The 24,214-nt window shown below is 71.3% G+C and carries 26 protein-coding genes and 1 tRNA gene; 12 read left to right on the top strand and 15 right to left on the bottom strand.

Features of this window, described 5'->3' with window-relative positions; translation table 11 throughout:
- The first annotated feature begins 25 nt into the window (after positions 1-25).
- Positions 26-643 (top strand): dihydrofolate reductase family protein, encoded by a 618-nt coding sequence (locus ACZ56U_RS04160; RefSeq protein WP_469082478.1) that lies wholly within the window; start codon positions 26-28, stop codon positions 641-643.
- Positions 640-1,545 carry an alpha/beta fold hydrolase gene (locus tag ACZ56U_RS04155; RefSeq protein ID WP_469082477.1) on the top strand — a complete coding sequence of 302 codons (906 nt, stop codon included), beginning with the start codon at positions 640-642 and terminating at the stop codon, positions 1,543-1,545. Before ACZ56U_RS04160 ends, ACZ56U_RS04155 begins: the two co-directional genes overlap by 4 nt.
- Before the next feature lie 7 nt (positions 1,546-1,552).
- Here ACZ56U_RS04155 and ACZ56U_RS04150 read toward each other — a convergent pair whose 3' ends face one another.
- The 3 genes from ACZ56U_RS04150 to ACZ56U_RS04140 form a co-directional block, all read right to left on the bottom strand.
- The gene (locus ACZ56U_RS04150; RefSeq protein WP_469082476.1) at positions 1,553-1,885 is read right to left on the bottom strand and encodes a hypothetical protein; all 333 of its coding nucleotides are present in this window, start codon (positions 1,883-1,885) and stop codon (positions 1,553-1,555) included.
- A 186-nt stretch (positions 1,886-2,071) separates the two neighbouring features.
- Complete coding sequence (locus tag ACZ56U_RS04145) at positions 2,072-3,028, bottom strand: DUF1353 domain-containing protein (RefSeq protein ID WP_469082475.1); 957 nt, start codon at positions 3,026-3,028, stop codon at positions 2,072-2,074.
- 146 nt (positions 3,029-3,174) lie between these two features.
- Positions 3,175-3,567 (bottom strand): VOC family protein, encoded by a 393-nt coding sequence (locus tag ACZ56U_RS04140; RefSeq protein WP_469082474.1) that lies wholly within the window; start codon positions 3,565-3,567, stop codon positions 3,175-3,177.
- Positions 3,568-3,748: 181 nt separating this feature from the next.
- Between ACZ56U_RS04140 and ACZ56U_RS04135 the strand changes: the two genes are divergently transcribed.
- A complete protein-coding gene (locus ACZ56U_RS04135) occupies positions 3,749-5,083 on the top strand; it encodes a diacylglycerol/lipid kinase family protein (RefSeq protein ID WP_469082473.1) in 1,335 nt (444 codons plus the stop codon).
- A gap of 145 nt (positions 5,084-5,228) precedes the next feature.
- Here the strand turns inward: ACZ56U_RS04135 and ACZ56U_RS04130 are convergent.
- Positions 5,229-5,305: transfer RNA gene (locus ACZ56U_RS04130), tRNA-Tyr, on the bottom strand.
- A 182-nt stretch (positions 5,306-5,487) separates the two neighbouring features.
- Between ACZ56U_RS04130 and ACZ56U_RS04125 the strand changes: the two genes are divergently transcribed.
- A complete protein-coding gene (locus tag ACZ56U_RS04125) occupies positions 5,488-6,135 on the top strand; it encodes an HD domain-containing protein (protein WP_469082472.1) in 648 nt (215 codons plus the stop codon).
- 138 nt (positions 6,136-6,273) lie between these two features.
- On the opposite strand, the gene ACZ56U_RS04120 is transcribed toward ACZ56U_RS04125, so the two are convergent.
- Positions 6,274-6,912, bottom strand: a complete 639-nt coding sequence (locus ACZ56U_RS04120) for an HD domain-containing protein (RefSeq protein ID WP_469082840.1) — start codon at positions 6,910-6,912, stop codon at positions 6,274-6,276.
- Between the two features lie 135 nt (positions 6,913-7,047).
- Between ACZ56U_RS04120 and ACZ56U_RS04115 the strand changes: the two genes are divergently transcribed.
- Positions 7,048-8,022: a GlxA family transcriptional regulator gene (locus tag ACZ56U_RS04115; RefSeq protein WP_469082471.1), complete on the top strand. Its 975-nt coding sequence runs from the start codon at positions 7,048-7,050 to the stop codon at positions 8,020-8,022.
- Between the two features lie 43 nt (positions 8,023-8,065).
- Here ACZ56U_RS04115 and ACZ56U_RS04110 read toward each other — a convergent pair whose 3' ends face one another.
- Positions 8,066-8,719, bottom strand: coding sequence for a TOPRIM nucleotidyl transferase/hydrolase domain-containing protein (locus tag ACZ56U_RS04110; RefSeq protein WP_469082470.1), 654 nt, complete (start codon positions 8,717-8,719; stop codon positions 8,066-8,068).
- A 116-nt stretch (positions 8,720-8,835) separates the two neighbouring features.
- Positions 8,836-9,621, bottom strand: a complete 786-nt coding sequence (locus ACZ56U_RS04105) for an AraC family transcriptional regulator (protein WP_469082469.1) — start codon at positions 9,619-9,621, stop codon at positions 8,836-8,838.
- 70 nt (positions 9,622-9,691) lie between these two features.
- On the opposite strand from ACZ56U_RS04105, the gene ACZ56U_RS04100 reads away from it, so the two are divergent.
- Positions 9,692-10,510 (top strand): phytanoyl-CoA dioxygenase family protein, encoded by an 819-nt coding sequence (locus tag ACZ56U_RS04100; RefSeq protein WP_469082468.1) that lies wholly within the window; start codon positions 9,692-9,694, stop codon positions 10,508-10,510.
- A complete protein-coding gene (locus tag ACZ56U_RS04095; protein ID WP_469082467.1) occupies positions 10,507-10,818 on the top strand; it encodes a hypothetical protein in 312 nt (103 codons plus the stop codon). Before ACZ56U_RS04100 ends, ACZ56U_RS04095 begins: the two co-directional genes overlap by 4 nt.
- Before the next feature lie 55 nt (positions 10,819-10,873).
- On the opposite strand, the gene ACZ56U_RS04090 is transcribed toward ACZ56U_RS04095, so the two are convergent.
- The 3 genes from ACZ56U_RS04090 to ACZ56U_RS04080 are packed head-to-tail and all read right to left on the bottom strand — an operon-like array spanning position 10,874 to position 13,025.
- Positions 10,874-12,121 carry a serine hydrolase domain-containing protein gene (locus ACZ56U_RS04090; RefSeq protein ID WP_469082466.1) on the bottom strand — a complete coding sequence of 416 codons (1,248 nt, stop codon included), beginning with the start codon at positions 12,119-12,121 and terminating at the stop codon, positions 10,874-10,876.
- A 56-nt stretch (positions 12,122-12,177) separates the two neighbouring features.
- Complete coding sequence (locus tag ACZ56U_RS04085; protein ID WP_469082465.1) at positions 12,178-12,594, bottom strand: SH3 domain-containing protein; 417 nt, start codon at positions 12,592-12,594, stop codon at positions 12,178-12,180.
- A gap of 32 nt (positions 12,595-12,626) precedes the next feature.
- Positions 12,627-13,025 carry an SH3 domain-containing protein gene (locus ACZ56U_RS04080; RefSeq protein WP_469082464.1) on the bottom strand — a complete coding sequence of 133 codons (399 nt, stop codon included), beginning with the start codon at positions 13,023-13,025 and terminating at the stop codon, positions 12,627-12,629.
- A 228-nt stretch (positions 13,026-13,253) separates the two neighbouring features.
- On the opposite strand from ACZ56U_RS04080, the gene ACZ56U_RS04075 reads away from it, so the two are divergent.
- The 3 genes from ACZ56U_RS04075 (at position 13,254) to ACZ56U_RS04065 (ending at position 15,685) form a co-directional block, all read left to right on the top strand.
- Entirely contained in the window at positions 13,254-14,237 is a 984-nt protein-coding gene (locus ACZ56U_RS04075; protein WP_469082463.1) for an ArsR/SmtB family transcription factor, read from the top strand.
- A gap of 162 nt (positions 14,238-14,399) precedes the next feature.
- On the top strand, positions 14,400-14,543 hold the full coding sequence (locus ACZ56U_RS04070; RefSeq protein WP_469082462.1) for a hypothetical protein: 144 nt from the start codon (positions 14,400-14,402) through the stop codon (positions 14,541-14,543).
- Positions 14,540-15,685, top strand: a complete 1,146-nt coding sequence (locus ACZ56U_RS04065; RefSeq protein ID WP_469082461.1) for a hypothetical protein — start codon at positions 14,540-14,542, stop codon at positions 15,683-15,685. The genes ACZ56U_RS04070 and ACZ56U_RS04065 overlap by 4 nt, the downstream gene beginning before the upstream one ends.
- A 27-nt stretch (positions 15,686-15,712) precedes the next feature.
- Here the strand turns inward: ACZ56U_RS04065 and ACZ56U_RS04060 are convergent, their stop codons facing one another.
- The 3 genes from ACZ56U_RS04060 to ACZ56U_RS04050 all read right to left on the bottom strand — a co-directional run bounded on the left by ACZ56U_RS04060 (position 15,713) and on the right by ACZ56U_RS04050 (position 19,867).
- Positions 15,713-17,290: a serine/threonine-protein kinase gene (locus ACZ56U_RS04060; protein WP_469082460.1), complete on the bottom strand. Its 1,578-nt coding sequence runs from the start codon at positions 17,288-17,290 to the stop codon at positions 15,713-15,715.
- The gene (locus ACZ56U_RS04055; protein WP_469082459.1) at positions 17,287-18,081 is read right to left on the bottom strand and encodes a serine/threonine protein kinase; all 795 of its coding nucleotides are present in this window, start codon (positions 18,079-18,081) and stop codon (positions 17,287-17,289) included. The genes ACZ56U_RS04060 and ACZ56U_RS04055 overlap by 4 nt, the downstream gene beginning before the upstream one ends.
- Before the next feature lie 928 nt (positions 18,082-19,009).
- The gene (locus tag ACZ56U_RS04050; protein WP_469082458.1) at positions 19,010-19,867 is read right to left on the bottom strand and encodes an SCO4651 family lipoprotein; all 858 of its coding nucleotides are present in this window, start codon (positions 19,865-19,867) and stop codon (positions 19,010-19,012) included.
- A 453-nt stretch (positions 19,868-20,320) separates the two neighbouring features.
- Here ACZ56U_RS04050 and ACZ56U_RS04045 point away from each other — a divergent pair, with 453 nt between their 5' ends.
- Entirely contained in the window at positions 20,321-20,695 is a 375-nt protein-coding gene (locus tag ACZ56U_RS04045) for a roadblock/LC7 domain-containing protein (RefSeq protein WP_469082457.1), read from the top strand.
- Positions 20,696-20,916: 221 nt separating this feature from the next.
- Positions 20,917-21,318 carry an ArsR/SmtB family transcription factor gene (locus ACZ56U_RS04040; protein ID WP_469082456.1) on the top strand — a complete coding sequence of 134 codons (402 nt, stop codon included), beginning with the start codon at positions 20,917-20,919 and terminating at the stop codon, positions 21,316-21,318.
- Between the two features lie 24 nt (positions 21,319-21,342).
- Here ACZ56U_RS04040 and ACZ56U_RS04035 read toward each other — a convergent pair whose 3' ends face one another.
- Both ACZ56U_RS04035 and ACZ56U_RS04030 read right to left on the bottom strand, forming a co-directional pair.
- Positions 21,343-22,074, bottom strand: a complete 732-nt coding sequence (locus ACZ56U_RS04035; protein WP_469082455.1) for a FadR/GntR family transcriptional regulator — start codon at positions 22,072-22,074, stop codon at positions 21,343-21,345.
- Positions 22,075-22,275: 201 nt separating this feature from the next.
- Entirely contained in the window at positions 22,276-23,922 is a 1,647-nt protein-coding gene (locus tag ACZ56U_RS04030; RefSeq protein WP_469082454.1) for a glycoside hydrolase family 27 protein, read from the bottom strand.
- Positions 23,923-24,214 lie beyond the last annotated feature (292 nt).

The raw sequence follows: 24,214 nt of genomic DNA, 5'->3' as shown, positions 1-24,214 counted from the left end.
GCTCGCGGGCCGGGTCTGCCCTGGTATGACGCGCATCATCGCTGACATCTCGGTCTCTCTGGACGGCTTCGTCACCGGGCCCGACCCCGGCCCGGACAGCGGCCTGGGCACCGGCGGCGAGGCCCTGCACACGTGGGCGTTCTCCGCCGACCCCGACGACCGCCGGATCCTGCGCGAGGCGACCGCCCGCTCGGGCGCCGTCGTCCTCGGGCGCCGCCTCTTCGACGTGGTCGACGGACCGAAGGGCTGGGACGACACCACCGGCTACGGCGCCGGCGAGGTCGGCAGGCCCGCGTTCGTCGTCGTGACGAGTTCGGCGCCGCAGTCGGTGCGGACCACCAACCTCGACTGGACCTTCGTCACCACCGGCCTGCCCGACGCCGTCGCCGCCGCACGCGAGCGAGCCGAGGCGGCGTCCTCGGACCGCGGCGAGGACCTCGACGTCGTCCTCATGGGCGGCGGCGCCACGATCGCCTCGGCACTGGAGGCAGGGCTGGTCGACATGCTGATCGTGCACCTGGCACCCGTCGTACTGGGCGCCGGGACACCCCTGTTCACCGGCGGAGCGCCGCGCACGCTGGTGCAGCGCGACGTGATCGCGACCTCGACCGCGACACACCTCACCTACGACGTGATCCGATGACCACTGTCCACGCCAACGGAATCGCCCTGGGCATCGAGTCGTTCGGTGACGACGACGCGCCGCTCGTCCTGCTCGTCGGCGGGACGACGATGCTGTCCTGGCCGGACGCGCTGTGCGAGCGCCTCGCCGCCGGTGGACGCCGTGTGGTGCGCTACGACCTGCGCGACAGCGGGGAGTCGACGACGGCGGACCCGGAAGCGCCCGCGTACACCCTGCGCGACCTCGCCGACGACGCGGCGGCCCTTGCCGAGGTGCTCGGCGGCGCGCCCGCGCACCTGGCGGGGACCGGCGTCGGCGGGATGGTCGCCCAGGTCGCGGTGCTCGACCATCCGGGCACCTTCTCCGCCCTCACCCTGGCCGGCACCCGCGCGATCGCCCCCGGGCCGGTCGACACCGACCTCCCGGACCATGACGGGGCCACGATGAGACAGCTCTTCGCGCGGGCGATGCCCGACTGGACCGACCGTGCGGCGGTCGCGGAGTTCGTCGCCGCCGGTGCGCAGATCCGCGGCGACGACCCCGCCGCCGCGCACGCCCTCGCCACACGTGTCTGGGACCGCACACCCGGCACCGCGCCCCCGGTCCAGATGGCCAACCAGCTGGGCATGGTCTTCGCCAGGCTCGACTGCACACCCCGCTGGCGCGAGCGCCTGCCGGAGATCGACGTCCCCACGCTCGTCGTCCACGGCCGTCGCGACCCGTTCTTCCCCGTCGGCAACGGCGAGGCGCTCGCACGCGAGATCCCCGGGGCCCGGCTGCTCGTCCTCGACGAGGCCGCCACCGCGCTCCCCGCCACGGCGGTCGACGAGGTCGCGGAGGCGATGCTCGCGCTCGGACAGCGGCCCGCGCCGCCCCTCGCGTCGGGGCCTGACGTCACATCAGGCCCCGTTGCCGGCGGCTGAGTTCGAGTCACGGAGGGCTGCACGGGTAGGTCTCGCCGGTGCCCAGCGCGATCGAGTTGATCGGGGACAGGTTCTGGGCGAACCCCCAGCCCGCGGAGATGATCGTCGTTCCCCGGCCCGTGCCGTTGTAGCCGGTGCACAGCTCCACCCAGGCGTCGTCGTACTGGTTGTTCATCACGTAGTGGTAGCCGTACTGATTGCTGAGGTTGTGCGGGCCGTACGCCCAGTAGACACCGCCGCTCTGGATACCCGAGTTGGGGTTCTCGGTGTTGTAGATGCACACGGCTCCGTACGGGCATCCGTAGTCGGTGTGCGTCGCCGATGCGGGTCCGGCGGTCACGGCCAGCAGTGCCCCCGCCACCGCGACGGCCGAAGCCGCCGCCCTCGCCAGTTTTCCGAAAATCGCAGGCCTCCATGTGACAACGGTCCGACAGACAGCGGCGGTTGCCGTGGAACACGGAAGAACCGCCACCGGGGAACCTAAAGGGCCGTCGGCCCCAGCGGTCCCTGACAGATGTCAGGGAGTTCACCTCCCGAGGAGCACCGCGGCGAACAGGAGCAACACCACCGGCACCCCTGCCCACGCCAGTGCGAATGCCAGCCTCGGTGCCTTCGCGGTGAGCCACTCCAATGCCTGGTAGAGGCCGGTGAGGGTCAGCAGGACGGCCGTGACGTGCAGCAGGAGCGCCAGGCTCACACCCACGACGGCGCCGGCGATCCGGAACCGTCCCCACAGGAGCGCCAGTGCCAACGGGATCACGATCGCGCCCGACAACCCTCCGGCCAGCTCCACCGGCCAGGACCGGTCCGCCATCCAGGGCAGCTCCGGAAAGCCGGAGGGCGTGACGTCGAGGAGGTCGGCGCTCGCCCAGACGCCCAGCGCGACGACCAACAGCAGTGTCAGGGCCGCCGTCACGCGGTAGCGCCACGCGCGTGCCGTGGACCACCCCGTGCCCGCGCCGCTGAACATCGTCGCCGTGGCCACCGCCGACCAGATCAGCCAGCGCCGGATCACGCCCGTCCCGGCGTCCGCCATCGCGTCACGCAGGACCCGGTCGGCGTCCGCACGCCGAACCGTGTGCCCGTCGGTCGAGAGGTACGTCGGGGCGCCCGGCCAGTGGATCAGCCCGTCGTGCAGCAGCGTCGCGGGAAGGTGCTCCCCGGTCTTCGGCACCAGCCAGGTGAAGAACGCGGGCACCGAGGTCAGATCGCTGCGGAACGTGCGCGTCTCCCCGGGCACGAGCAGCTCACCGAGGTGCCGGTCCAGGTAGGCGATACGGCGCCGCATCCAGAACGTCTCGCAGCCGTCCTCGATGACCCGGACCAGCTCGATCCGCGGATCGCGGCCGGGGTCGGGCGGGGCCGCCGGTTGCCCGTCGACCGCGTCCACGCCACCGTCGTAGAACCGGCGCGGCTGCGAAGGGATCGGCTCCTCGACGGCCGGCCTCATCGCGCGGTCCCGTGAGCCTCGCCACTCGGACATGCGCGTCTCCCTTTCGCCGGAGGAATGCGTGCTCATGTCTGTTCTTCCGGCGTTCGGCCCCGGCTACCCGCGCGGAGGGCGCCGAGTCACCCATGCGCCTGACCGCCGCCCATACCCGGACCGGCAACGGCGCCGGCAAGGGCCCGTCAGGCGCTCGGGACCGTGCGGGTGAAGAGGCAGAACGGGTGGCCCGCCGGGTCGCACAGGACACGCACGTCGGTCTGGGGCTGGAAGTCCGCCACGGTCGCCCCCAGCGCGACAGCGTGCTCGACGGCGGACGGCAGATCCGCCACCTCGATGTCCAGGTGCATCATCATCTGCTGCTCGGACCGCGTGGCGGGCCAGCGCGGGCGGGTGAAGTGCGGCGCCGCCTGGAACGACAGTCCGGCACCGCCGTCGGGCGGCGCGATCTCGACCCAGTCCGCTTCCTCCTTCCGCAGCAGCCACCCCAGCAGGCTCCGGTAGAACCGCGCCAGCTCATGCGGGTCGGGGGCGTCGAGCGTGGTCGCGGCCAGCGTGCAGCGCGATGCGGGTGTCATGGGGTGCTGCTGCCCGCGTCCGGCGCCGACAGACCGGCCGTCGCTCGCCGTCACCGTAAGGGCGGCGGCGGTGACGAAGTGCGTGCGGGCCCTACCGGGGCAGAGGATCCCCAGAGGATCTGCCAGTGTTCCGTCGTACTGGGTCCAGGCGGATGTCCTGTGGTGTGAGAGGTGGCGGGTCGTGGATGTGAGCGCGCGGGCGTACCGGGCACAGCGGTGGGCGGCGAGGGCCGCGCTGGCCGCCGCGGTCCTCGCGGTCCTGGTCCCCCTGGGATACGGCGGCCTGGCCGGTCTGCTGCTGCTGGTGTGCGGGGCCCTCGGCCTGGCGATGGCCGCAGCGGCGCTGTGGTGGGCGCTGACGCTGCGGGGACCGTTGCGGTGGGCGGCCGGCCTGCTGACACTGGCCGTCCCCGCCGGGCTGATCGCCCTGTTCGCCACCACCCTGTTCTGGGCTCTGCCGGTGTCGCTGGCGCTGTGGAGCGTGGCCGTGTGGAGCGGCCGGTACGCGCTGCGGGACGCCGGCACCCATCGCATACGGAGAAAGGAACGCCGTACGCCCCCGCCGCGCCGACCGTTCCTGATCATGAACCCGCGTTCGGGCGGGGGCAAGGTGGACCGCTTCGGGCTGAAGGAGAAGGCCGAGCGGCTCGGCGCGCGGGTGGTGCTGCTCGATCCCGACGACCGTCAGGACGTCACGGCGCTGGCCCGCCAGGCCGTCGCGGAGGGCGCGGATCTGCTCGGTGCCGCGGGTGGCGACGGGACGCAGGCGCTGGTCGCGGCCGTCGCCGCCGAGCACGGCCTGCCGTTCCTCGTGATCAGCGCCGGCACCCGCAACCACTTCGCCCTGGACCTCGGCCTCGACCGTGAGGACCCCGGTGCCTGCCTCGACGCGCTCAGGGACGGTGTCGAGCTGCGCGTCGACCTCGGTTTCGCCGGCGACCGCCCGTTCGTCAACAACGCCTCCTTCGGCGCGTACGCGGCGATCGTGCAGAGCCCCTCCTACCGCGACGACAAGATCGGCACCAGCCTGGAGCTGTTGCCCGACCTGCTCACCGGGCAGCAGGGCGCGCGGCTCGTCGTGCGGGCGGGGGACACCGTACTCGAGTCCCCGCAGGCGGTCCTGGTGAGCAACAACCCCTACCGGACCGGCGATCCCTTCGGGTTCGGCCGACGCGACCGGCTCGACTCCGGGGCTCTCGGGGTCCTCGGGATACGAGTGGAGGGCGCGGCCGACGCCGCCGCGCTGCTGCTGGGCCCGGAGCCCGCCGCGCTCACCGTCCTGACCGCCCGCGAGGTCGTCGTCGAAGCGGACGGCGGGGAGGTGGAGGTGGGCCTCGACGGAGAGGCGCTCGTCCTTCCCTCGCCGGTCCGCTGCCGTATCGCACCCGGCGTACTCCGCGTCCGCGTGCCCCGCAGGCGCCCGGGGGTGGTCCGACCGCAACCCCGCCTGGACTGGCGCACCTTGCGCAAGCTGGCCGCGACGGTCGGCCGTACGGCCGGGTATCGCCGTCACTGAACGACGGCCTCAAGGCGGGGGGTGAGATCCGGCGAGCCGCCCGCCCGCTCTCCCACGCGGCGGGCGGCTGATGCCGTCAGAGGTTCAGAGATCAAGTTCGGCGGCGGCACATAAGCGTCCTGGGCCGCTGGACGACACCGGCCGAAGCCGGCGACGGGATTCGAACCCGCGTTGCTCTCTTTACAGGAGAAGTAGCCGCAGCCGTCGCACCTGAACCACGGCCAACCGTAGTGCAGGCCGCGGGCCACGGGCACCTCATTAAGTGCTTCGCTCTCCGGCGGACCATGTCCGTATCCGAGGGATACATGGCTCGACGGACATGGCCGGCACGGCTCCCCGCGCAGAACACTGGTTGCGCGCCGACATCCCGGCGCCCGCATCCGCACTGAACGAGGTGACCCGCCATGCCCACGGACACGACCCCCACGTCCGGGATCCAGGTGCCCGACACGAAGCTGGCCCGCGAGGCGACGGAGCTGGTCCGTGACAGCACCAGTGAGCTGATCTACCACCACTCGCGCCGCGTGTACTTCTTCGGCAGTCTCCAGGGCCGCAACCGGGACCTGAGCTTCGACCCGGAGCTGCTGTACGTCGGCGCCATGTTCCACGACCTCGGCCTGAACGAGCGGTTCCGCGGCAGTGGACGGCGCTTCGAGGTCGACAGCGCCGACGAGGCCCGTCGTTTCCTTCAGTCGTACGGCGTGCCCGAGGACAGCGTGCGCCGGGTGTGGACCGCCATCGCGCTGCACACCACTCCCGGCATCCCCGAGTTCATGGAACCGGAGGTCGCGCTCGTGACCGCGGGCGTGGAGTACGACGTCCTCGGCATCGGGTACGCGGACATCTCCGACATCGACCGTCAGGACATCGTCGCCCTGCATCCCCGCCCCGACTTCAAGCGACGCATCCTTGGCGCCTTCACCGACGGCCTTCGCCCGAGGCCGGAGACCACCTTCGGCAACGTCAAGGCCGATGTGCTCGAGCACTACGCCCCGGGGTTCCGGCGCGGCGACTTCGTCCGCACCATCCTCGACTCACCGTGGGCGGAGTAGCGGCGACGGACGGCCAGGCCGTCGTCATCGTGGCCTTCGACCAGATGCAGTTCCGGTCATTCCTTTCTTGGTGTGTGACGACCGGGAGAACCGGCGGGAATTCTGGCCGAAATCGGATCGATCCGCGCCGCGGTCCGATCACCGTGGCCAGGGAGCGTCGATGATGCGCTCCACCATGGAGGCACGGCGGAAACCGGGAACGAAATGCTCCAGGACATCCGCGTTGATGGTTCCGTAGGTGGTGTCGGGGCGGTCTTTGAGGCCGTCGACGAATGCCTGGAGGAAATCCTTCTTGAAATCACCGCGCGGATGAGCGGCCACGATCTCCTCCAGCCGGTCGCCCGGCAGCTCGTCCAGCCCCCAGCCGAGGGCGTCGGTCAGCACGCCGTAGTTCGTGACGGCGACCTCGGGTTCCATCCGGCCCGGGATTCCCGGCGTGGTGTGCAGGGCGACAGCCCTCCAGACCACCTCGGCGGCGCTCTCGGAGAACCCGCGGTCGAGGAGGAACTTCCGCGCGTGGTCGGCTCCGTCCAGTTCGAAGCGCTGCTGTGTGCCGGAGAACGGGATCAGAAGGCCCGTGTCATGGAAGATCGCCGAGATGTAGAGCAACTCGGGATCCGGCGTCAGGTCCATGGCCCGCGCGTGCAGGGAACCGAAGAGAAACACCCGCCGGGAGTGGTGGTAGAGCAAAGGGTTCGTCCTTTCACGGAGAAAGTCCGTGGCCTCCGCGACAGCCGCGGTCCCGGGAATTTCCACCCCTGCGATGATGTCGGTCATGGTGTCCGCGCTTTCCGATGCGATGTACGGGGAGAGGACCGTGCGTCCGTTCTCCACCGTGCCGCCCACGCGGCCTGCGGCGCCGCCTTGGTCCGGCCATGAGCCACTCGAATCGGGTCATCCCAGAAGGGGGCTGTGAGCTCAGCCATGCACCGGGTCGCGATCCTCGTCTACGACGGGGTCAAGTTGCTGGACGTCGCCGGGCCCGCCGAGGTGTTCGGAGAGGCGAACCTGCTCGGCGCCGACTACCGGATCACGCTGGTGTCGGCGACCGGCGCCGACGTCGTCTCCTCGATCGGCATGCGCATCGCCGTCGACGGCAGCGCCGCCGACGAACCGGTCCCGGACACCTTCCTGATGCCGGGCGGGGACGTCTACCCCAGGACCCCGGTCGGCCACGACCTCACCGAAGCCGCGAGGGACCTGGCAGGGCGCGCAGACCGGGTCGCCTCCGTGTGCTCCGGCGCGTTCGTCCTGGGCGCGACGGGCCTGCTGGACGGCCGGCGAGCGACCACCCACTGGAAGATCGCGGGCGAACTCGCTGCCCGGCACCCGAGGACCCGCGTCGAACCCGACGCCATCTACGTCCGCGACGGCAGGGTCTACACGTCGGCGGGGGTCACCGCGGGCATCGATCTCGCCCTCGCCCTCGTCGAGGAGGACCACGGCCCCGACCTGAGCCGGGAGGTGGCCCGCTCCCTGGTGGTGTACCTGCACCGGGCGGGAGGCCAGTCGCAGTTCTCCGCACCCCTGCAAGGCCCGCCGCCCCGGTCACCCGCCCTGCGCAGGATCGTCGACCTGGTCACGGCAGACCCCGCGGGCGACTACTCCCTGACCGAGCTCGCCGGGCGGCTCAACGTCAGCACGCGCCACCTGACCCGGCTGTTCCGCGAGGAACTGGGCACCACGCCGGGCCGATACGTGGAGTCGATCCGCTTCGACATCGCCAAGTCACTTCTCGACCAGGGGCACACGGCGACGCAGGCCGCGTCCCTGGCGGGCTTCCCGAGCTACGAGAGCCTGCGCCGCGTGTTCGCACGGGAGTTGTCCATCAGTCCCGCCGCCTACCAACGCCGGTTCGCCACCGCTCGCCGGGTGCAGGCGGAGTGATCGACGGGGGCAGTCCACGCGTCCGGGGAGTCGGGATCGCCGGTCAGACGTGCGCGAGGAGACGGTCCAGCGGCCCGGGGACGCGGTCGAGGTCCAGGTGTGCGACGAGTGCCTGGGCGTAGAGGGCCTTGCGGCCGCTGTGGGTGCCCATGAAGCGGCGCAGTTGGTGCTCGACGGGCCGTTCGCGCTGGGCCGGTTGACCCTGGAAGGTGAGGAAGGGGCGGGTCTCCCCCTGGGTCTCGATGACCTGCCGCACGGCGTCGGCCCCGAGGGCGCGGATCAGCTCGTCCTCCAGGTCGGCCACGCACACGTGGAACCCGAGCGCCTCCGGTCCGGCCGGTGAGTGCGCGGTCGTCAGACCGACGCGCTCCAGATGGCGGCGGAAGTGCCGTTCCTCGCCGATGTCGCAGAGACCGGCGAGCGGCAGCCCCAGACCCGCCGGGCCGCACACGTCCAGGAAGCGTCCGATGTTCGTGGCGCCTCCGAGCGGGACGACCGCGATGCCCTCCGCGTCCAGGTCGCGGCCGTGACGCCGGGCGAGCGTCTCCAGGGCCAGCTGATCGCTGGCGCCCTCGACGAGGACGACCGTCCTTACGCCGTCGGCCAGTTCCCGCGACGCCGCGGCGGCTTCGTCCGCCTCCGGCCCGCCGGCCGCCCAGGCGATGACCGAGCGGCGAAAACACCCCAACTCGTCCACGGCACCTCGCTTCCCGCCGCCATCGTGGCACGGCCGGGACACCGTACGCACCTGGGTTTGCCTCCCTTCCGCCCCTCCACGCGTCCGCCCGTCGGGGCGCCTCCCGGGGCGGGTGCTCAGCCGCTCGCCGCCTGTCGCACCGCGCGTGGTGAGGCGCCCAGTTCCCGGCGGCAGGTCTTGTTGAAGGCCTGTAGGTCACCGATGCCGACGGCGGCCGCGATCGCCGGGATGGCCAGGGTGGAGGCGATCAGGAGGTGGCGGGCGCGCTCCATGCGGCGGTGTCTGATGTAGCCGACGACCGTCCGCCCGGTGTCCTCGCGGAAGAGCCGGGTCAGGTGGGTGTGCGAGACGCCTGCGGCGCGGGCCACGTCGGGGATGTTCAGTGGGCCGGCCAGGTGCTCCTCGACATGGGCCATGGCCGCCTGGAGGGCGGGGTGCCGGGGGCCCGCGCGGTCCGCCGAGGAACCGGTCAGGGTGGTCATCCGCCACAGCACCGCCCACAGTTCCGCCGAGGCCCGCACCGGGGACTGCGCGCTCGCCGCGACCGTCTGCCGCAGCAGTCCGCTCAGCACCGCCGCGTCGCCGCCGGCGTCCTGCATCGCGGGGACACGGCGTCGCTCTCCGGTGCCCGGCAGCCGGAAGTGGGCGTAGAGGTGCTCGCTGCGCGGGGCGTCGTAGTGGAAGTGCACCTCGGTGTCGGGCGGCACCAGGCTCAGATGGCCGGGGCGGATGGGGTGCGTGACACCGCCGAACTCCAGAGTGCCGCTGTAGGTGTAGAGGTGGAGCTGCCACAGCCGCGGCAGCCGGAACACCTCGTGCGGTCCGGCCGCCCCGTGCACTCCCACGCCCGCGTTCGCCACCTCGGGCGGGAGGTCCAGGACAAGTTCCACTTCGTGCCGCATGGCGGAAAATTACCAGTAGTCGCCGATTACAACCCACGACAGCTCCGCGGGTGACTCCTACGGTCGTCGTATGTCAACCACACGACAGCTGCTGAACTCCGTCCAGGTGGCACGGTTCGTGTCCCATGGTTTCCTGCGCCTCGACGGCATCGTGCCCCAGGAGATGAACGAGGAGGCACCCGGTGTGTTCGCCGCCGGGCTGCCTACCGTGCCGTACGGCACCCCTGTGCCGAAGGCGTTCCCCGAGGGCTCCTTCGCCCGCCGGCTGGTCGAACTCCCCGCGGTGGCAGGGGCGTTGGAGAGTCTGGTGGGTCCGGACCCGACCGTGGACCACCACTTCGTGCACACCCGCCTGCCCCGCGAGGGCAGCGCGCAGCCACTGCACGCCGACGCCCTGATCGATGTGCGGACCGACGCCTTCGACGTGCAGCTCATGTACTACCCGCAGGAGGTCACCGCCGACATGGGCGGCACGCTCGTCGTGCCGGGCAGCCATCTGCGCCGCACCAACGAGTCCGACACCGGCCGCTATCAGAACCTTCTCGGCCAGACCCGGCTGACCTGTCCCGCGGGCACCGTCATGCTGCTGCACCACGGCATCTGGCACGGCGGGCGGCGCAACGACAGTGACACGGCCCGCCACATGTACAAGATCCGCTTCAACCCGACCGTGCCCCAGGTCCGGTTGTGGGACACCGCGGATCTGGACTACCCGGACGTGGCCTCGGAGCTGCGGAACACGTTCCCCTGGTACGAACCGGCGACCGGGCGGCTGGAGATCCACAACCGGATCCGGCTGTGGCGTGCCCTGACCGCCGACCCCGAGTTCGACATCGACCACTGGGCCACCCGTATCTCCAACCGGCCCGCCCTGAGGAGCCAGGTATGACCGTCACGGACCGCGAGACGAACGGCATGGCGCCGAGCACCACCCGCCAGCAGGTCCTCGTCCTGTACCTGGCCACCTCCGCGCTCGACTCGGACGTGGTCGGCTGGGCCCGCTACGACGGCACCGGCACCACCCGCCCCACCACCGGCGACGGCGACGAACCCCCGTACCGCGACGGGGTCGCCGCCCTGCTCGACGGCTGGCGGCTCTTGCAGGCCTCCCAGCTCATCCCCCCGTACCCGGGGGCGGAGCACGAGACCTCGTTCCTGAAGCACGAGTTCTTCTTCGAGAAGCTCGTCGCCGTATGAGGGCGATGGGGCCACCATGACGTCCGCGTCAGGGTGGCCCCGGGGGCCCCGACCGTCAGCGGTGCTCGGCGAGGTCCGACTCGGCCGGGAGCACCGACGACCCGGTCCGCGCGGACGACGACGCCGTCGCGGCCGGCTTCTTGCCGCAGAACGCCGCCTCGAGCGTGCCGCCGAGCGCGGTGTTGGCGGACCCCTTGTTCGAGGTGTTGGCCATCGCCGAGAGGCTGCGGCGGCCGTCGCGGGTGGCGAAGGCGTAGGTGTAGTAGCCCTGCACGGTGCCGGTGTGGCCGTAGACCTGGGTACCGCAGGACAGGTCGTAGCGGCGCAGGCCGAGGCCGTAGAAGCGGGTGTTGGTGGTGTCGGTCGGCGTGACGGTGGTCATCGCCTCCAGCATCTTCGGCGAGAGCAGCTTGCCCCGCATCAGCGCGATCACGAAGAGGTTCAGGTCGGTCGGGTTGGAGATGACCGCCCCCGCCGACCGCGCCCAGGACACCGTCTGCTCGGTGGAGTCGACCAGCGGGCCGCCCTCCTCGTCGGGATGCAGGTAACCGCGGACGTGCAGCCCCTTGATGTGGACGTCGGGGTGGACGTACGAGGTGTGGCGCAGGCCCAGCGGCTCGATGATGCGGCGCTGGTACTCGGTGGCGACCGGCTTCCCGGTGAGCTTCTCGATGAGCATGCCCACGACCACGAAGTTCGTGTTGGAGTACTGGTACGACACACCGGGCTCGGTGGTGCGGGGCTCCTTCAGCGAGAGATCCACCAGCTCCTGGTAGCTGAAGACCCGGTTGCGCACCGCCTCGAAGCCGGGGACGGTCTGCTCGAACATCGCGTTCGTGTAGTCCCACAGCCCGCTGCGGTGGGTGAGCAGATGACGGACCGTGATCCGGTCGTCGGGCAGCAGCCCGGGCAGGTACCGGTTCACCGGGGCGTCGAGCTCCAGCTTGCCTTCCTGCACCAGCTGGAGCAGGACCACGCTGGAGAAGGTCTTGCTCACGCTTCCGATCCGGAAGCGGGCGCGGATGTCCATGGCGGCGCCCGACTCCCGGTCGCGCACGCCCAGGGTCCGGGTCTCGATGCCGCCGGGGCCGATGAACCGGGCCATCGCTCCCGGGGCGCCCTGGGCCATGGCGGCCTTCAGCGCGGCGGACACGCCGTCCATGTCGGGGGCGGGCGTGGTGTCCCGCACGGCACCGGGAGCGGCGGGCGCGGCGTGCGCGCCGGCGGCGGGGAGCACTCCGGCGGCGAGCGCGGCGATCAGGGTGGCGCCGACGGCCAGGCGCCGGCGGTTGTTCAACGTCACGTCAGTTCCTCAAGTTCGCTGAGCGGTGCGCCGGGCGGCGGGAGCGGGCAGCCGCGTCAGCTGGCGCGGCACTGTTCGACCTGCTGCTTCCACACGTCCGGGCTGCCGCTGTTCAGGTACCAGTCGTTGACGAAACCACTGCGGCTGTTGGGGAGTTCAACCCTCATCCAGTAGCGGTAGTTGGGGTTGTCGACGGCGCCGTCGCCCGTCGTCCAGCAGTCCAGACCGACCTCGTTGCCGTTGTACAGGCGGCTGTACGCCTGCTCGATGGGGCCGTACCCGTAGCCCGGGCCGGTCCGCACCTGGAGCCAGGACCCCGGGTCGATGCCGGTGACCGTGGTGCAGGGGATGATGGAACCGGACTTCTCGCACGGGTAGGTCGCGGCGTTCGCCGGGGCGGCCGTGACCATCACGGTCGCGGCGGTCGCGAAGACGGTGGCGAAGCCGAGGATCTTGCTGCGTACGGAGTTCATGGGGGTCCCCCTCTGTGTCGTGGTCAGGTCTTTCAGCACTGCCGGATCCGCTGCTTCCAGACGTCCGGGTTGCCGGTGTCCAGGTACCAGTCGTTGACGAAGCCCGAGCGGACACCGACGTCGACCCGCATCCAGTAGCGGTAGTTCGGGTTGTCGGTGGCCCCGTCACCCGTGGTCCAGCAGGCCAGGCCCACTTCCTGCCCGTTGCCCAGGCGGCCGTTGGGCACGTCGGCGTAGCTGTATCCGGGGCCGGTGCGCATCTGCAGCCAGGAGCCGGGGTCGATGCCGGTGACGTACGCGCAGATCGCGCGGTCGCCCGACACCCGGCAGTCGTGGATGGCGGCCTCGGCCGGAGTCACCAGGCCCAGCGTGGCAGCCAGGGCCGCCGCCGCGGCGAACAGCCCGGTGCCGGCACGGCGTCGAAGATTCATTCAGTGCCCCGTCTCTGTGACGTGTGGTGCGCGGGGCACGGCGATGTGCGCGGTCGGTCGGCCGCCGCCCCCGTGGTCGGAGACAGTCTGTGCGGGGTCGGGAGCGCTGCCCAGCATTTCGAAGGGCTTCAAAACGTGTCCCGGTCGGCGTCTTTGCCGAGGCCGGTCGAAACTTTTGCCCGTGCCCGTGCGTCAGAGGGGGTGGCAGTACATCGATGGGGAGTGTTCATGTCCCGGTTCTCCGAATTGCGCCTGGGGCCGCTGGAGACGGTCCCGGTGTCCGTCGTGGCGCAGCCCGGCGTCACCCTGATGTCGCTCGTCGCGGATGCGCTGGGCGGCCGTTCCCAAGGCGTGCACCCCAACTGGCGGCGCGCGCTGCGCTCCGCGGTGCCCGAGGGGGCCGAGGCGGTGCTGCGTCCGCTGTTCGCCCGCGAGTACTCGATGGTCCCCGACTGCCTCACCCCCACGGCACCGCTGTGGGAGACCGACCTGTCGGTCCAGCTCGAACGGCTGGCGGAGGTCCCCTCCGACGTGCTGCTGCGGGAGCTGGAGACGGACTTCGCGGGGACGGTCCCTCGGCAGTGGCAGGGGGTCGTCGACCGGCCGAAGGCCTTCATCCATGCCTACGCGGCCATTCTCGGTGCCGTGTGGGAGGCTTTCGGGCCGATCTGGGCGCGGGCCGGCTCGCTGCTGGCCCGGGAGACCGAGCGGGTGGGGGTGGCGGCCGTCAGCAACGCCCTGCCGCTGGTCCTGTCCGGACTCGGACCCAAGATCCGTTTCTCCGGGCAGACGCTGTCCGTGCCGGATCCGCACCCCGAGACGTTCGAGCGGGGGACCCGCCGCGTGGTGCTGGTGCCGATCGTCTCGGGCAACGGGGCCTCGGTCTTCAGTTTCGACCGCCGCGACGCCGTGTGGTTCGGCTATCCCGTGCCCGGCCTGGACACGCTGTGGAAGGCCGAGCAGGCCGCCCCCGCGAAGGACCCGCTCAAGCTCATGGTGGGCTCCCTGCGGGCGCGGATCCTGCGGGAGCTGGTGCGCCCGTGCACCATGGGCTCGCTGGCCTCCGCGCTCAACTGCACGCCGGCGACGGTCACCTACCACTGCGGCCAGTTGGAGGCTGCCGGTCTGCTCACCCGGGAGCGCCGAGGACAGCATGTGGTGGCCCGGCGTACGACATCGGGTGCGGCGCTGGTCGGCCTGCTGTCGGGCTGAGGCGGTGGAGCGGGGAGCGGGGAGCGGGGAGCGGGAGCGGGGAGCGCCACCCTGACATCCGTCAGGACCGCGGGCACCGTTCCCTTTTCTAAGGTTCGAGTCGTCTTCCACGCCCCGGCGGTATCGCGGGGCACCCTCCACAGACAGGAAGCGACGGCTCGTATGCTCCCGTTCCCCTCCACGCTGCCCACGTTCACCGACAGGCCGGGCGACGTCGGCCTCGACAGCGTCCGGATCACCCGCGTCCGCCGCGGACTCTCGTTCCGGCCCGGCAACGCGCTCGGCTCTCGGGGGTACGACCTGTGAGGCGCCGCCTGCTCGCGACCACGGTCGCCCTGCTCCTGGTCGGTGGCGCGGTGGGGTCCGCTGCCGCCGACGCCCCGGCCGGGCGCCCCGCACCGGCCGACGCCGCGTCCGTCCAGGTGCCCGCCGGCGTCACCGCCGGGGTCGCCGTCTTCGACCGGCAGACCGGCACCTTCACCGAGCAGCTCAACGCCGCGGCCACCTTCCGGTCCGCCTCCGTCGTCAAACTGCTGCTGGCACTGGACTACCTGTGGAACCGCGGCCCCGACTACACCGTGCCCGCCGCCGACCGGGCATGGCTGGAGCCGATGCTGCGCAGCAGCAGCGACAGCGCCGCCAACACCTATTGGTCCAACAACGGCGGTTCGGCGATCATCACCCGCATGGTGAGCCGCCTCGGCCTGCGCGACACCGCACCGCCGCCCAGCGGTTACCCGGGCTACTGGGGCTACACGGCACTCTCCGCCCGCGACACCGTGACGATCTACCGCTACCTCCTGGACTCGGCGCCCGGCGCTGTACGCGACGTCGTCATGGGCAACCTGCGCCAGTCCACCCGCTGTGCCTCCGACGGCTTCGACCAGCACTTCGGCATCGCCGGGGCGTTCGAGAAGCCGTGGGCGGTGAAGCAGGGGTGGGCGGGCTCCTCCTACGAGAAGGGCACCTGCGGCTCGGCGCGGACCGCGAGCGCGACAGGGACGGCGAGCCCCGCCGCCGCCGCGGACGTGGATCTGACCCGGCCCGCGCTGCACAGCACGGGCACGGTGGGGGCCGGTGACCGGTCCATCGTGGCCGTGTTCACGCTCCATCCGGCCGGCACGTCGTACGGGAAGGCCTACACGGACATCGGGCGGCTGACCCGCTCCCTGAACGTTCCCGGGGCGACCCGGCCGGCGGGGTGGTGGTACGGCACCTGGAGCGACCATGTGAACGTCCGCCCCAACCCGTCGACCGCCGATGCCGCGCTCACTCAACTCCCCGCCGGTGTCGAGGTGTTGGTGGGCTGCCAGACGCGGGGGCAGCAGGTCCAGGTGCCGCCGTACAGCAACGACTGGTGGGCGTACCTCCCCCAGTACGGCGGCTGGATCTCCAACGTCTACATCACCTCGCCCGACAACAAGATGCCGGACGTGAAGGACTGCTGAGCGGTCCCGGACGCCTGCTCCGCCTCCTCAGCGCTGGTATGCGGCGAGGAAGCGGAGCACCTTGTCGACGTGCGGGCGCACCCGCTCGGGGACCCCGCCCTCCGAGATGACGGTGCGATCGCTGGTGCGATAGCCGGCCGCGATCAGCGCGGGCAGCTCCTCGGCCGGCATGTGCGCCTGCTTGAACTGCTGGTCGAGCCAGCACACGTACACCGCCATCGTGGAGATCGCGTCCGGGGGCGAACGGTAGTCCTTGTCCCCGTCACCGTCACCGTCCACCGCCCAGGCCCGGAACACCGACGGCGTCCACATGGCGATGCCGTACTCCTCGCTCTTGGGACGGGCGGCGTTCACGTCGAACCCACTCTCCGCCTTGAGCATGGCGGCGAGCAGCGCGGGGGTGATCTCGGCGTCGGTGCAGCGGTGGGCGGCCTTCACGATGACCGGCCGCAGGGCCTCGGGCACGTCGGAATCCGCCGGGATCTCACCGGTGGCCGCCGGGCTGCGGGCGCCGGTGACGACGGCGGGGGCAGTGCGGCCCCGCTCCTCGTCACCGCCACCGTCGCCTCCGCCGCCCCCGAGCAGCACGGTGCCCGCGACGGCCGCGGCGGACAGGGCGGCGAGCGCCACCGCGGCGACGGGCAGCGGTCGGTATCGGCGGCGCGGGACGGCGAGTTGCTCGATCCGGACGGACAGGCTCGCGGCGGTGTGGCGCAGGCGTCCCGCGTGGTCGGGGGCCAGGCAGTCCTCGATGAGACGGCGCCAGTCGTCCTCGAGCCCGGCGTCCAGACGCAGCGGCGCGGTGCCGCGGGCGTAGGTCTGGGCGGCGAGCGAACGGGCGCGCGCGGTGGCGCCGGGGAACGGGTGGAGGCCCCCGGTGAGCACCTGGTGGGCGAGGACGCCGAAGGCCCAGATGTCGGCGGTCGGGCGCACCACCGTCCCGTCCGCGCCGGTGCGTTGTGACCACCACTCGGGCGGCACATGGTCGAGCGTGCCGAGCGGCGGCACATACGCGTGCGTGCCCTCCAGTTCGGTGGCCAGGCCGAAGTCGGCGAGCCAGACCCCTTGGTCCGCGCCCAGCAGCACGTTGGCCGGTTTGAGGTCGCCGTGCACCCAGCCGGCGTCGTGCATATGGGAGAGCCCGGCGGCGACGCCGCGCAGGATCCGCACGGCGTCCGGGATCGGGCGGCCGGTCACGGCGGCGTCCAGCACCTGACGCAGACTGGCCTCGGCGCGGTCCATGACGAGGGCTATCGCGCCGTCCAGTGCGGGCAGGTCGGGCGCGTCCACGGTGCACACGGCGTGCGTCCGCACGAGGTGGGGATGGTCCGCCTCGGCACTGAACCGCACCTCGCGCGCGACCAGTTCACCGAGCGCGGCCCGCTGACCGGGTGCCAGGGCGCCGGTCGGCAGCACCTTCACCGCCACGGTCGTGCCGTCGGCGACCGCCCGGACCGTCGGGCCGTCGGCCACCGCCCGGGCCTCGTACACCGTTCCCCAGCCGCCCGACCCGATGACCGCGCCCAACTCCCAGCCGTCGACGCGGAATCCGGCCGGCAGCCGCGGTGCCTCCAGAGCGCCTTCCCCGGCGCCGGAGGAGGTCACGTCCCGCTCTCCTGCTGCACGGTCCGCCGACGAGGCGGCAGGAGGGCGAGGTGTTCCTCGCGCACCAGGCCGAAGCGCAGGGCGAGGGAGGCGAGGCGGGCGCGCTTGGCGCCGGTGCGGCCGCCGCCGTCCGCTCCGGGCTCCTCGCCGATGTCGAGGCGCAGCTTGGTGAAGGCCAGGTAGTCGATGTGGTAGTTCACCGCGGAACGGGTCAGCCCCCGACAGCTCTCCAGCGCGCGCAGCCGCTCCGCGATGTCCCCGGCGCCCGGCAGGGCGCTGTCCGAGGGATCACGCAACCGCGGCTCGCACAGCGCCACCAGCACCAGGAAGTACTTCGCCGTCGTGTCGAGCGCGTAGGGATGTACGGTCAGCTCCCCGCCACCGGGCGCGGACCGCTCGTCCAGGTAGGCGTGCTGCGGGGCGAACACCTTGAAGTCGACGGTCCCGTTCAGCGCGGGCAGGACCACCCGGGAGAATTCGAACGGCACCGGTGCGCCGAGCCGGCCGGGCGCGACGGTGATGTACTCGCCGGCCCCCTCCAGGTTCTCGACCACGTACGCCGTGTCCCGGCTGAAGTTCGACAGCCGCCAGTAGTCCTCGGCCGCCTCCAGCCGCCCCGCCCGCCGTGAGATCCCGGGGTCGGGCAGGACGATGGAGACGCCCCGGCCGCCGGGCAGCCCGCGCCCGAAGTCGGCCACGTCACCCGGCCCCATGTGCAGAAGTTCGGGCCCGCCAGCGTCGACGGCATCCGGCCGCGACGGACCGGGTGGTTGTACGATGATCGTTTCCATATCGACTCCCCCGATGTGGTCGCCAAAAGTGTAAGGGCGGTTCCGCTTGCCGTCGGCCCCGAGTCGACGCACCGGGCAGGGCGCGCGTTCCCGTCACATTCACCCTTCAGCACCGCGTCGGCCGGTCCCTGCCGAATGGCTCGCGCGTGTGGTCAGAACGCGCACGATGGCGCCGGATCGCGCCGTGGTACCTGCCCGGCGCCGCGTACGGGTCGATGGGCGGGTGAGAGCGCGGGGCACGAACACTAGGACGACGGGGCGATCACGTCGGTTGCGGCGAGGGGTCGCGCTTCCCGGAGCTCCAACTCGTAGGCGGCGCAGCGGGGTTCGTGCGCCTGCGGGGCCGAGGGGTGGCGGAAGCCGGGGGCGTGCACATGCACCTGGGCACCGGTCGGGAAGGCCGCCGCAGCGGTTCGTGTCCAGGTGCGTGACGGCGGCATGGCGTATGTCGGGCGGCGTGCGTCCCAGCTGGGCGATCCGGGGGCGGCTGTCTCCTCCTCGTCGAGCGCGAGCTACGCCCTCTCGACCCGCTTCGGCGTCGAGCGTGCCCGCCCCTGGCCGAACCTCGGCGAGGCCAGGCCGAGCCGTGGCGCGCCGTGCGGTGGCATGCCGTGCCGAGCCGTGGCGGCCCTGGACCCGAGAAGGGCGGGCGACCTTACACAGCTGTGCCCGCCCTCCCCGGTCGACCGGAGACCGAGGCGACCGAGGAGGGCGGGCTGGGGGGGGTTCCGTGGGGCCTCCGCTCGTCTGTGCCGTCTGCTCGCTGAGCGGTAGGACCCGAGTGACCGAGGTGGCGGGCTCGCGGGTCGTGCGGCTGGGTGGAGTCTCCGCCGGGCCCGGCCGAGACGCCTCTTGCCCGTGCGCGGAGACGCGCCCGCCGAACCCGGTTGCTGCGGGCCCGGCGCCGTCCGGTCGGGCCCGCGCGGGGTCAGCTCTGCTTCTGACCGTTCCGCAGCGCCTGGTCGGTCATGTCGGCGACCTGGTCGGACGGCGGAGCCTCGGCGTCGACCTCGGTGCCGAAGTCGGAGAACTCCATCACGGTGCTGACCTTGACCTGCTGGTTCGAGGAACTCGCCTTCGGCTGGGCGGAAGCCGGCGCCTTCACGGTCAGGTCGATCTGCTGGCGGCGGATCCGGCCCTCGTCGTCGAGCCAGACCTGCATGGGCAGGGTCGGGCCGATCTGCTGGCGCAGCTTCGTACCGCCGGGCAGCCGGGCGACATCCACCGAGACCTTGTACCGGTGGGTGTCGACGCCGCCGATCTTCGCGGTACCGGCCTCCGTGACGTCGTCGTCGCTGATCGCCTTGGCGTAGGCGGCGGACTGGGCCGGGTCACCGATCTGCGCCGGGTCCGAGCCCTGCTGTTCCGCGACCTTCTTCAGGTCGATCTGCATCCAGGACTTGCCGTTGGGCTTCTCCTGGCCGGGGGCCTTCTGATACAGCACCTGGTCGACCACGCGCTGCTCGATGGTCTTGCCCTGGGCCGTGACGGTCATGGTGCTGTCGCCGTCCGCGAGGTCGATGGCCCCCTTGCCGTCGGACGTGATCGACTGACCGTCCGCAGCGGCCTTCACCCTCACGGTCATCTTCGCGGTCTCGGCGTCGGCGGTCTTGTCGTAGGCGTTGCGCACGGCGGTCGTGCTCTGCTCCTGACCGCCGCTCGCGCTCGCCGCGGCCGCGGGCTTGTCGTCCTTCGCATCACTGTCGCTTCCGCAGCCCGAAAGAACAACACTGCCCATGATGAGGGCCGTTCCGATCGCAGTCGCCTTCACTCCCCTGCCCCGCATGAATTCCCTCTCTCCTCACACTGACTCAACTGCCTGTGGCATAAAGCCGGTTCGCACAGTGAGTGCCCCGGAAGCCTCTCCATAGGCGCAGTTGAGGGGGTGATTGGCCGGTTCGCGGGGTTTCCGGACCGGCCTTCGGACAGTTTGGGGAGTGCGGGGAGTTCGAGGATGGGCACCTGTTATTCCGGCGCTTTCTCGAAGAGAGAACCGGAACTCAAAGATCCGGAAATTCCGGCGGCTGATTCCCACCCTCTGCCTGACCGTGGAAGTGTCATCTTCTTTCTCCGGCAGACCAGTTACCGAAGGCCGACGATCCCGGCGGGTCGCCGAACTGTCATCGGGGGGCAGTCGCGAAGACCTCCCGCGGGAGCACTCGTGGCGGCCGTACGGTCCGGCCATCGGGCGGGCCAAGCAGCACCGGCCCGCCACAACCCATGCACAAGGGGAGGCGCCGTGGCAGGAGTGGAAGTATCACTGAAGGAGATGATGGCCGGCATCGAAGGGTCGGTGGCGGCCGCGGTCGTGGACTACACCAGCGGGATGGCGTTGGGCACGCTGGGCGGGGACAAGGACCTGGATGTCACGGTCGCGGCGGCCGGCAACACGGACGTCATCCGGGCCAAGGTGCGCACCATGGAGCAGCTGGGGCTCATGACCCGTATCGAGGACATCCTGATCACGATGGACAGGCAATACCACCTCATCCGTCTGGTGGCGGGCCGCGACGGAAACGGGCTGTTCCTGTATCTCGTCCTGGACAAGGCCCGCGCGAACCTGGCGATGGCCCGCCATCAACTGAAGCGCGTAGAGGAGCAGTTGGAGATCTAGCCGAGCGTCTGAGCCGGGCCTGCGCGCGCCCATGACGTGAAGACTTCTTCAAGTCACCACATCAACATGATCCCAATCCGTGGTCGCCCGGAGCCCCCGGCCAGAAGGATCGGTACTCACCGGACCGTCCCGCCGCGGCGGCGCCCTGTCAGGTGCCGCCGCGCGCGGCCTCGTCCCACCCGTCAGACCCTCCGACCCACCCCGGCAAGGAGCGAGCACCCATGCAGGTCCCCCTCTACCAGGCCAAGGCGGACTTCTTCCGCATGCTCGGGCACCCGGTGCGCATCCGCGTCCTGGAGCTGCTCCAGCACGGGCCCGTCCCGGTGCGCGACCTGCTCGCCGACATCGCCATCGAGCCCTCCAGCCTCTCCCAGCAACTGGCCGTCCTGCGCCGCTCGGGCATCGTGGTGTCCATCCGAGAGGGCTCCACCGTGAGCTACGCGCTCGCCGGCGGCGACGTCGCCGACCTCCTGCGCGCCGCCCGCCGCATCCTCACCGAACTTCTCGCCGGACAGAACCAGTTGCTGACGCAACTCCGGGAGGCCGACACCGGAGAGCTGCCGCCGACTCTCCTTGCGGAACCCGGCCGTCACCTGCCTCCCGGCATCCTCCCCCTGCCGTGACCACGCGCCACGCGCCCCCGGGCCTCATCCCGCCGTCACCCCGCCGTCCACCCCGAAAGGGACCGTCCCGCCCGCCCGCAGGTACTCCCGCAGCCACTGCTCGGTGTTGCTCACATGCAGCAGTGCGGCGGCCTGGCTGAGGGCGGCGTCACGGATGGACAGGGCATGGAAGATGGCCTCGTGCTCGGCGAGAGTGCGCCCGGCGGCCTTGTCGTCGACCAGGCCCCGCCAGATGCGGGCGCGCAGGGTGCGGCCGGAGATGCCTTCCAGGAGCGCCAGGAGGGTTTCGTTGCCCGTGGCCGTGACGACGGCGCGATGGAAGGCCACGTCGTGGGCATTGAGCAGCTCCACGTCATCGCGGGCCTCGCGCATCGCGTCCAGGTGGCTTTCCACCTCGGCCAGCTGGGCCTCGGAGATCCGGGTGGCGGCAAGGGCCGTGGCGACCGGCTCCAGCAGGCGCCGCACCTCCATCAGATCCCGTAGGGCGACCGAGTCCCCCTGGAGCAGCTCCACCGCCCCGCCGAGCCCCTCCAGGAGCACGCTCGGCTGCAGGCTGGTCACATAGGTGCCGTCGCCCCGCCGGACCTCCAGGACCCGCGCGACCGCCAGCGCCTTGACCGCCTCACGAGCGAGGTTCCGGGAGAGCCCCAGCTGCGCGGCCAGCTCCGGCTCGGCGGGAAGTTTCGAGCCCGGGGGCAGGGCCCCGGTCCGAATCAGCTCCCGTATCCGCTCGATGGCCTTGTCCGTCAGGGACAACGTGACTCCCTCCCCGCGGACGCGCGGCACGGGCACGTCCGACCTGATCAGCTCCAGGTGGCGCTGATGATACGGGAGGGGATCCGCCGGCAGACATGCCGTGCGCGAGCGATCACCTACTGATCTGCCCCGGCCCCTGGCAGAACGTCGCGGGACCGCCCGTGAACTCCTTTACCGGTACGGCACCCGTGCGGAGGCCGTTCAGACGCGGGTCCACTTCTGGCCCGGCTGGCCGTTGCAGCTCCACAGGACCAGTGGGGTTCCGTTGGCGGTGCCGGACTGGTTGGCGTCGAGGCACAGTCCCGCGTGGACGTTGCGGATCGTCCCGTCGGCGCCGACGGTCCACTTCTGGTTGTTCTGGCCGTTGCAGGGCCAGATGATGACCCGGGTGCCGTTGGTGGTGCCCTGGTTGGAGGCGTCCAGGCACTTGTCGCCGTAGACGCGGATCTCGCCGCCGGCCCAGGTGGTCCAGAGCTGGTTGGCGGCGGTGTGGCAGTCCCAGAGCAGCGCTGCGGCCCCGGCCGTGGTGGAGGCGTTGTCGACGTCCAGGCAGCGGCCGGAGGCGTTGCCGCGCAGGCGTGCGGTGGTGGCGGCCAGCGGGTTGCCGCCGGTCACCTTGAACACGGCGACACCGTGTGCGGGGACGCTGGCCGAGATCTGTCCCGACGTGCTGGACGTGCCGCCGGTCCAGAGGTCGGTGAGGGTGAACGACCCTCCGGTGAGGCCGACTTGGGCGGCCGAGGTGCTGATCGTGGCGGTGTTGCCGCTCCGGTTGAACAGCCCCACGGCGACCGAGCCGTCCTTGAGGGGCTTGGCGAACACCTCGGTGTTGCCGTCGTCGCGCACTCGGCGTCCGCCCGCGCCCAGCGTGTCCTGGTTGACGGCCAGCAGTCGGGGGTTGCGCAGGATGGCGCTCACGTCGGCGGACATGGTGCGGATGTCATTGCCGGCCATGAGCGGGGCACCCATGAGCGCCCACAGGGCGAAGTGGGAGCGGGACTCCGTCAGCGTCAGGCCCGGGCGGCCCACGACGAGCATGTCGGGGTCGTTCCAGTGGCCGGGTCCGGACTGCGCGGCCAGCGGCGCGGTGACGTCCAGGACGTTGCCGACGCCCATCGGGTAACTGTTGGTGTTGCCGTTCTGCCAGATGTCGAGAAGGTCCTCGGTGGTCCGCCAGAGGTCGGCGACCTGCCCCCAGTCGTACTTGTCGCCGGTGATGGCGTGGAAGCTGTTGGGGTTGATGCTGTAGACGATCGGACGACCGGTGGCGCGCAGGGCGTCCCGCATGAGTGTGAACCGCGCGATCTGCTCGTTGAGGGTGCCGCTGGAGGAGCACCAGTCGTACTTGAGGTAGTCGACACCCCAGGAGGCGAAGGTGGCGGCGTCCTGGGCCTCGTGCCCCCTGCTGCCCGTGGAGCCGGGGTGGGCGCCGGTGGTCTGCGCGCAGGTGCGTTCGCCGGGCACCTGGTAGATGCCGAACTTCAGGCCCTTGCCGTGGATGTAGTCACCGAGCGCCTTCATCCCGCTCGGGAACTTGGTCGGATGGGCGCGCAGGTTCCCGGCCGCGTCGCGCTGCGGATCGAACCAGCAGTCGTCGACCACGACGTACTGGTAGCCGGCGTCCCGCATCCCCGAGGACACCATGACGTCGGCGGCCTGGCGGACCTGGGCCTCGGTGATCCCGCACCCGAAGCTGTTCCAGCTGTTCCAGCCCAGGGGTGGGGTGAGGGCGGGGCTACCGGGCGCGGCCGTAGCGGTGGAGTGGGTGGAGGCCGTGAAGGACGCGGCGACCACCAGGGCGGCCGCCGCGAAGAGACGGGTCAGTCGCCTGCCTGATGCTCGGGGCACCGTGGGCTCCTTTCAGGAGGAGGGCGATGTAGCGGGCCTCCGAAGCGAAGCCGACCGCTACGGAAAGACAGCGGATGACCACTGCCGTCTTCATGCCCATGACATCAAGATGTCACCAGCCGGGGCGTTCGAAACTTCGATCAACTTTCGGATCGTCAGCCCCACGGACACTAGAGAGATTTCCCGACCTGTCAACACCAAGAGGCCGGTCAACGCCTTGTCTGCATCGACCTGGCTGACAAGCGAGGGTGCGAGCCCAAGAGTCCTCCGATGATTTCCGCTCTGGCGCACC

This window comes from Streptomyces sp. NPDC034103 (assembly GCF_055575395.1).
This window is presented reverse-complemented; position numbering and strand designations above follow the sequence as displayed.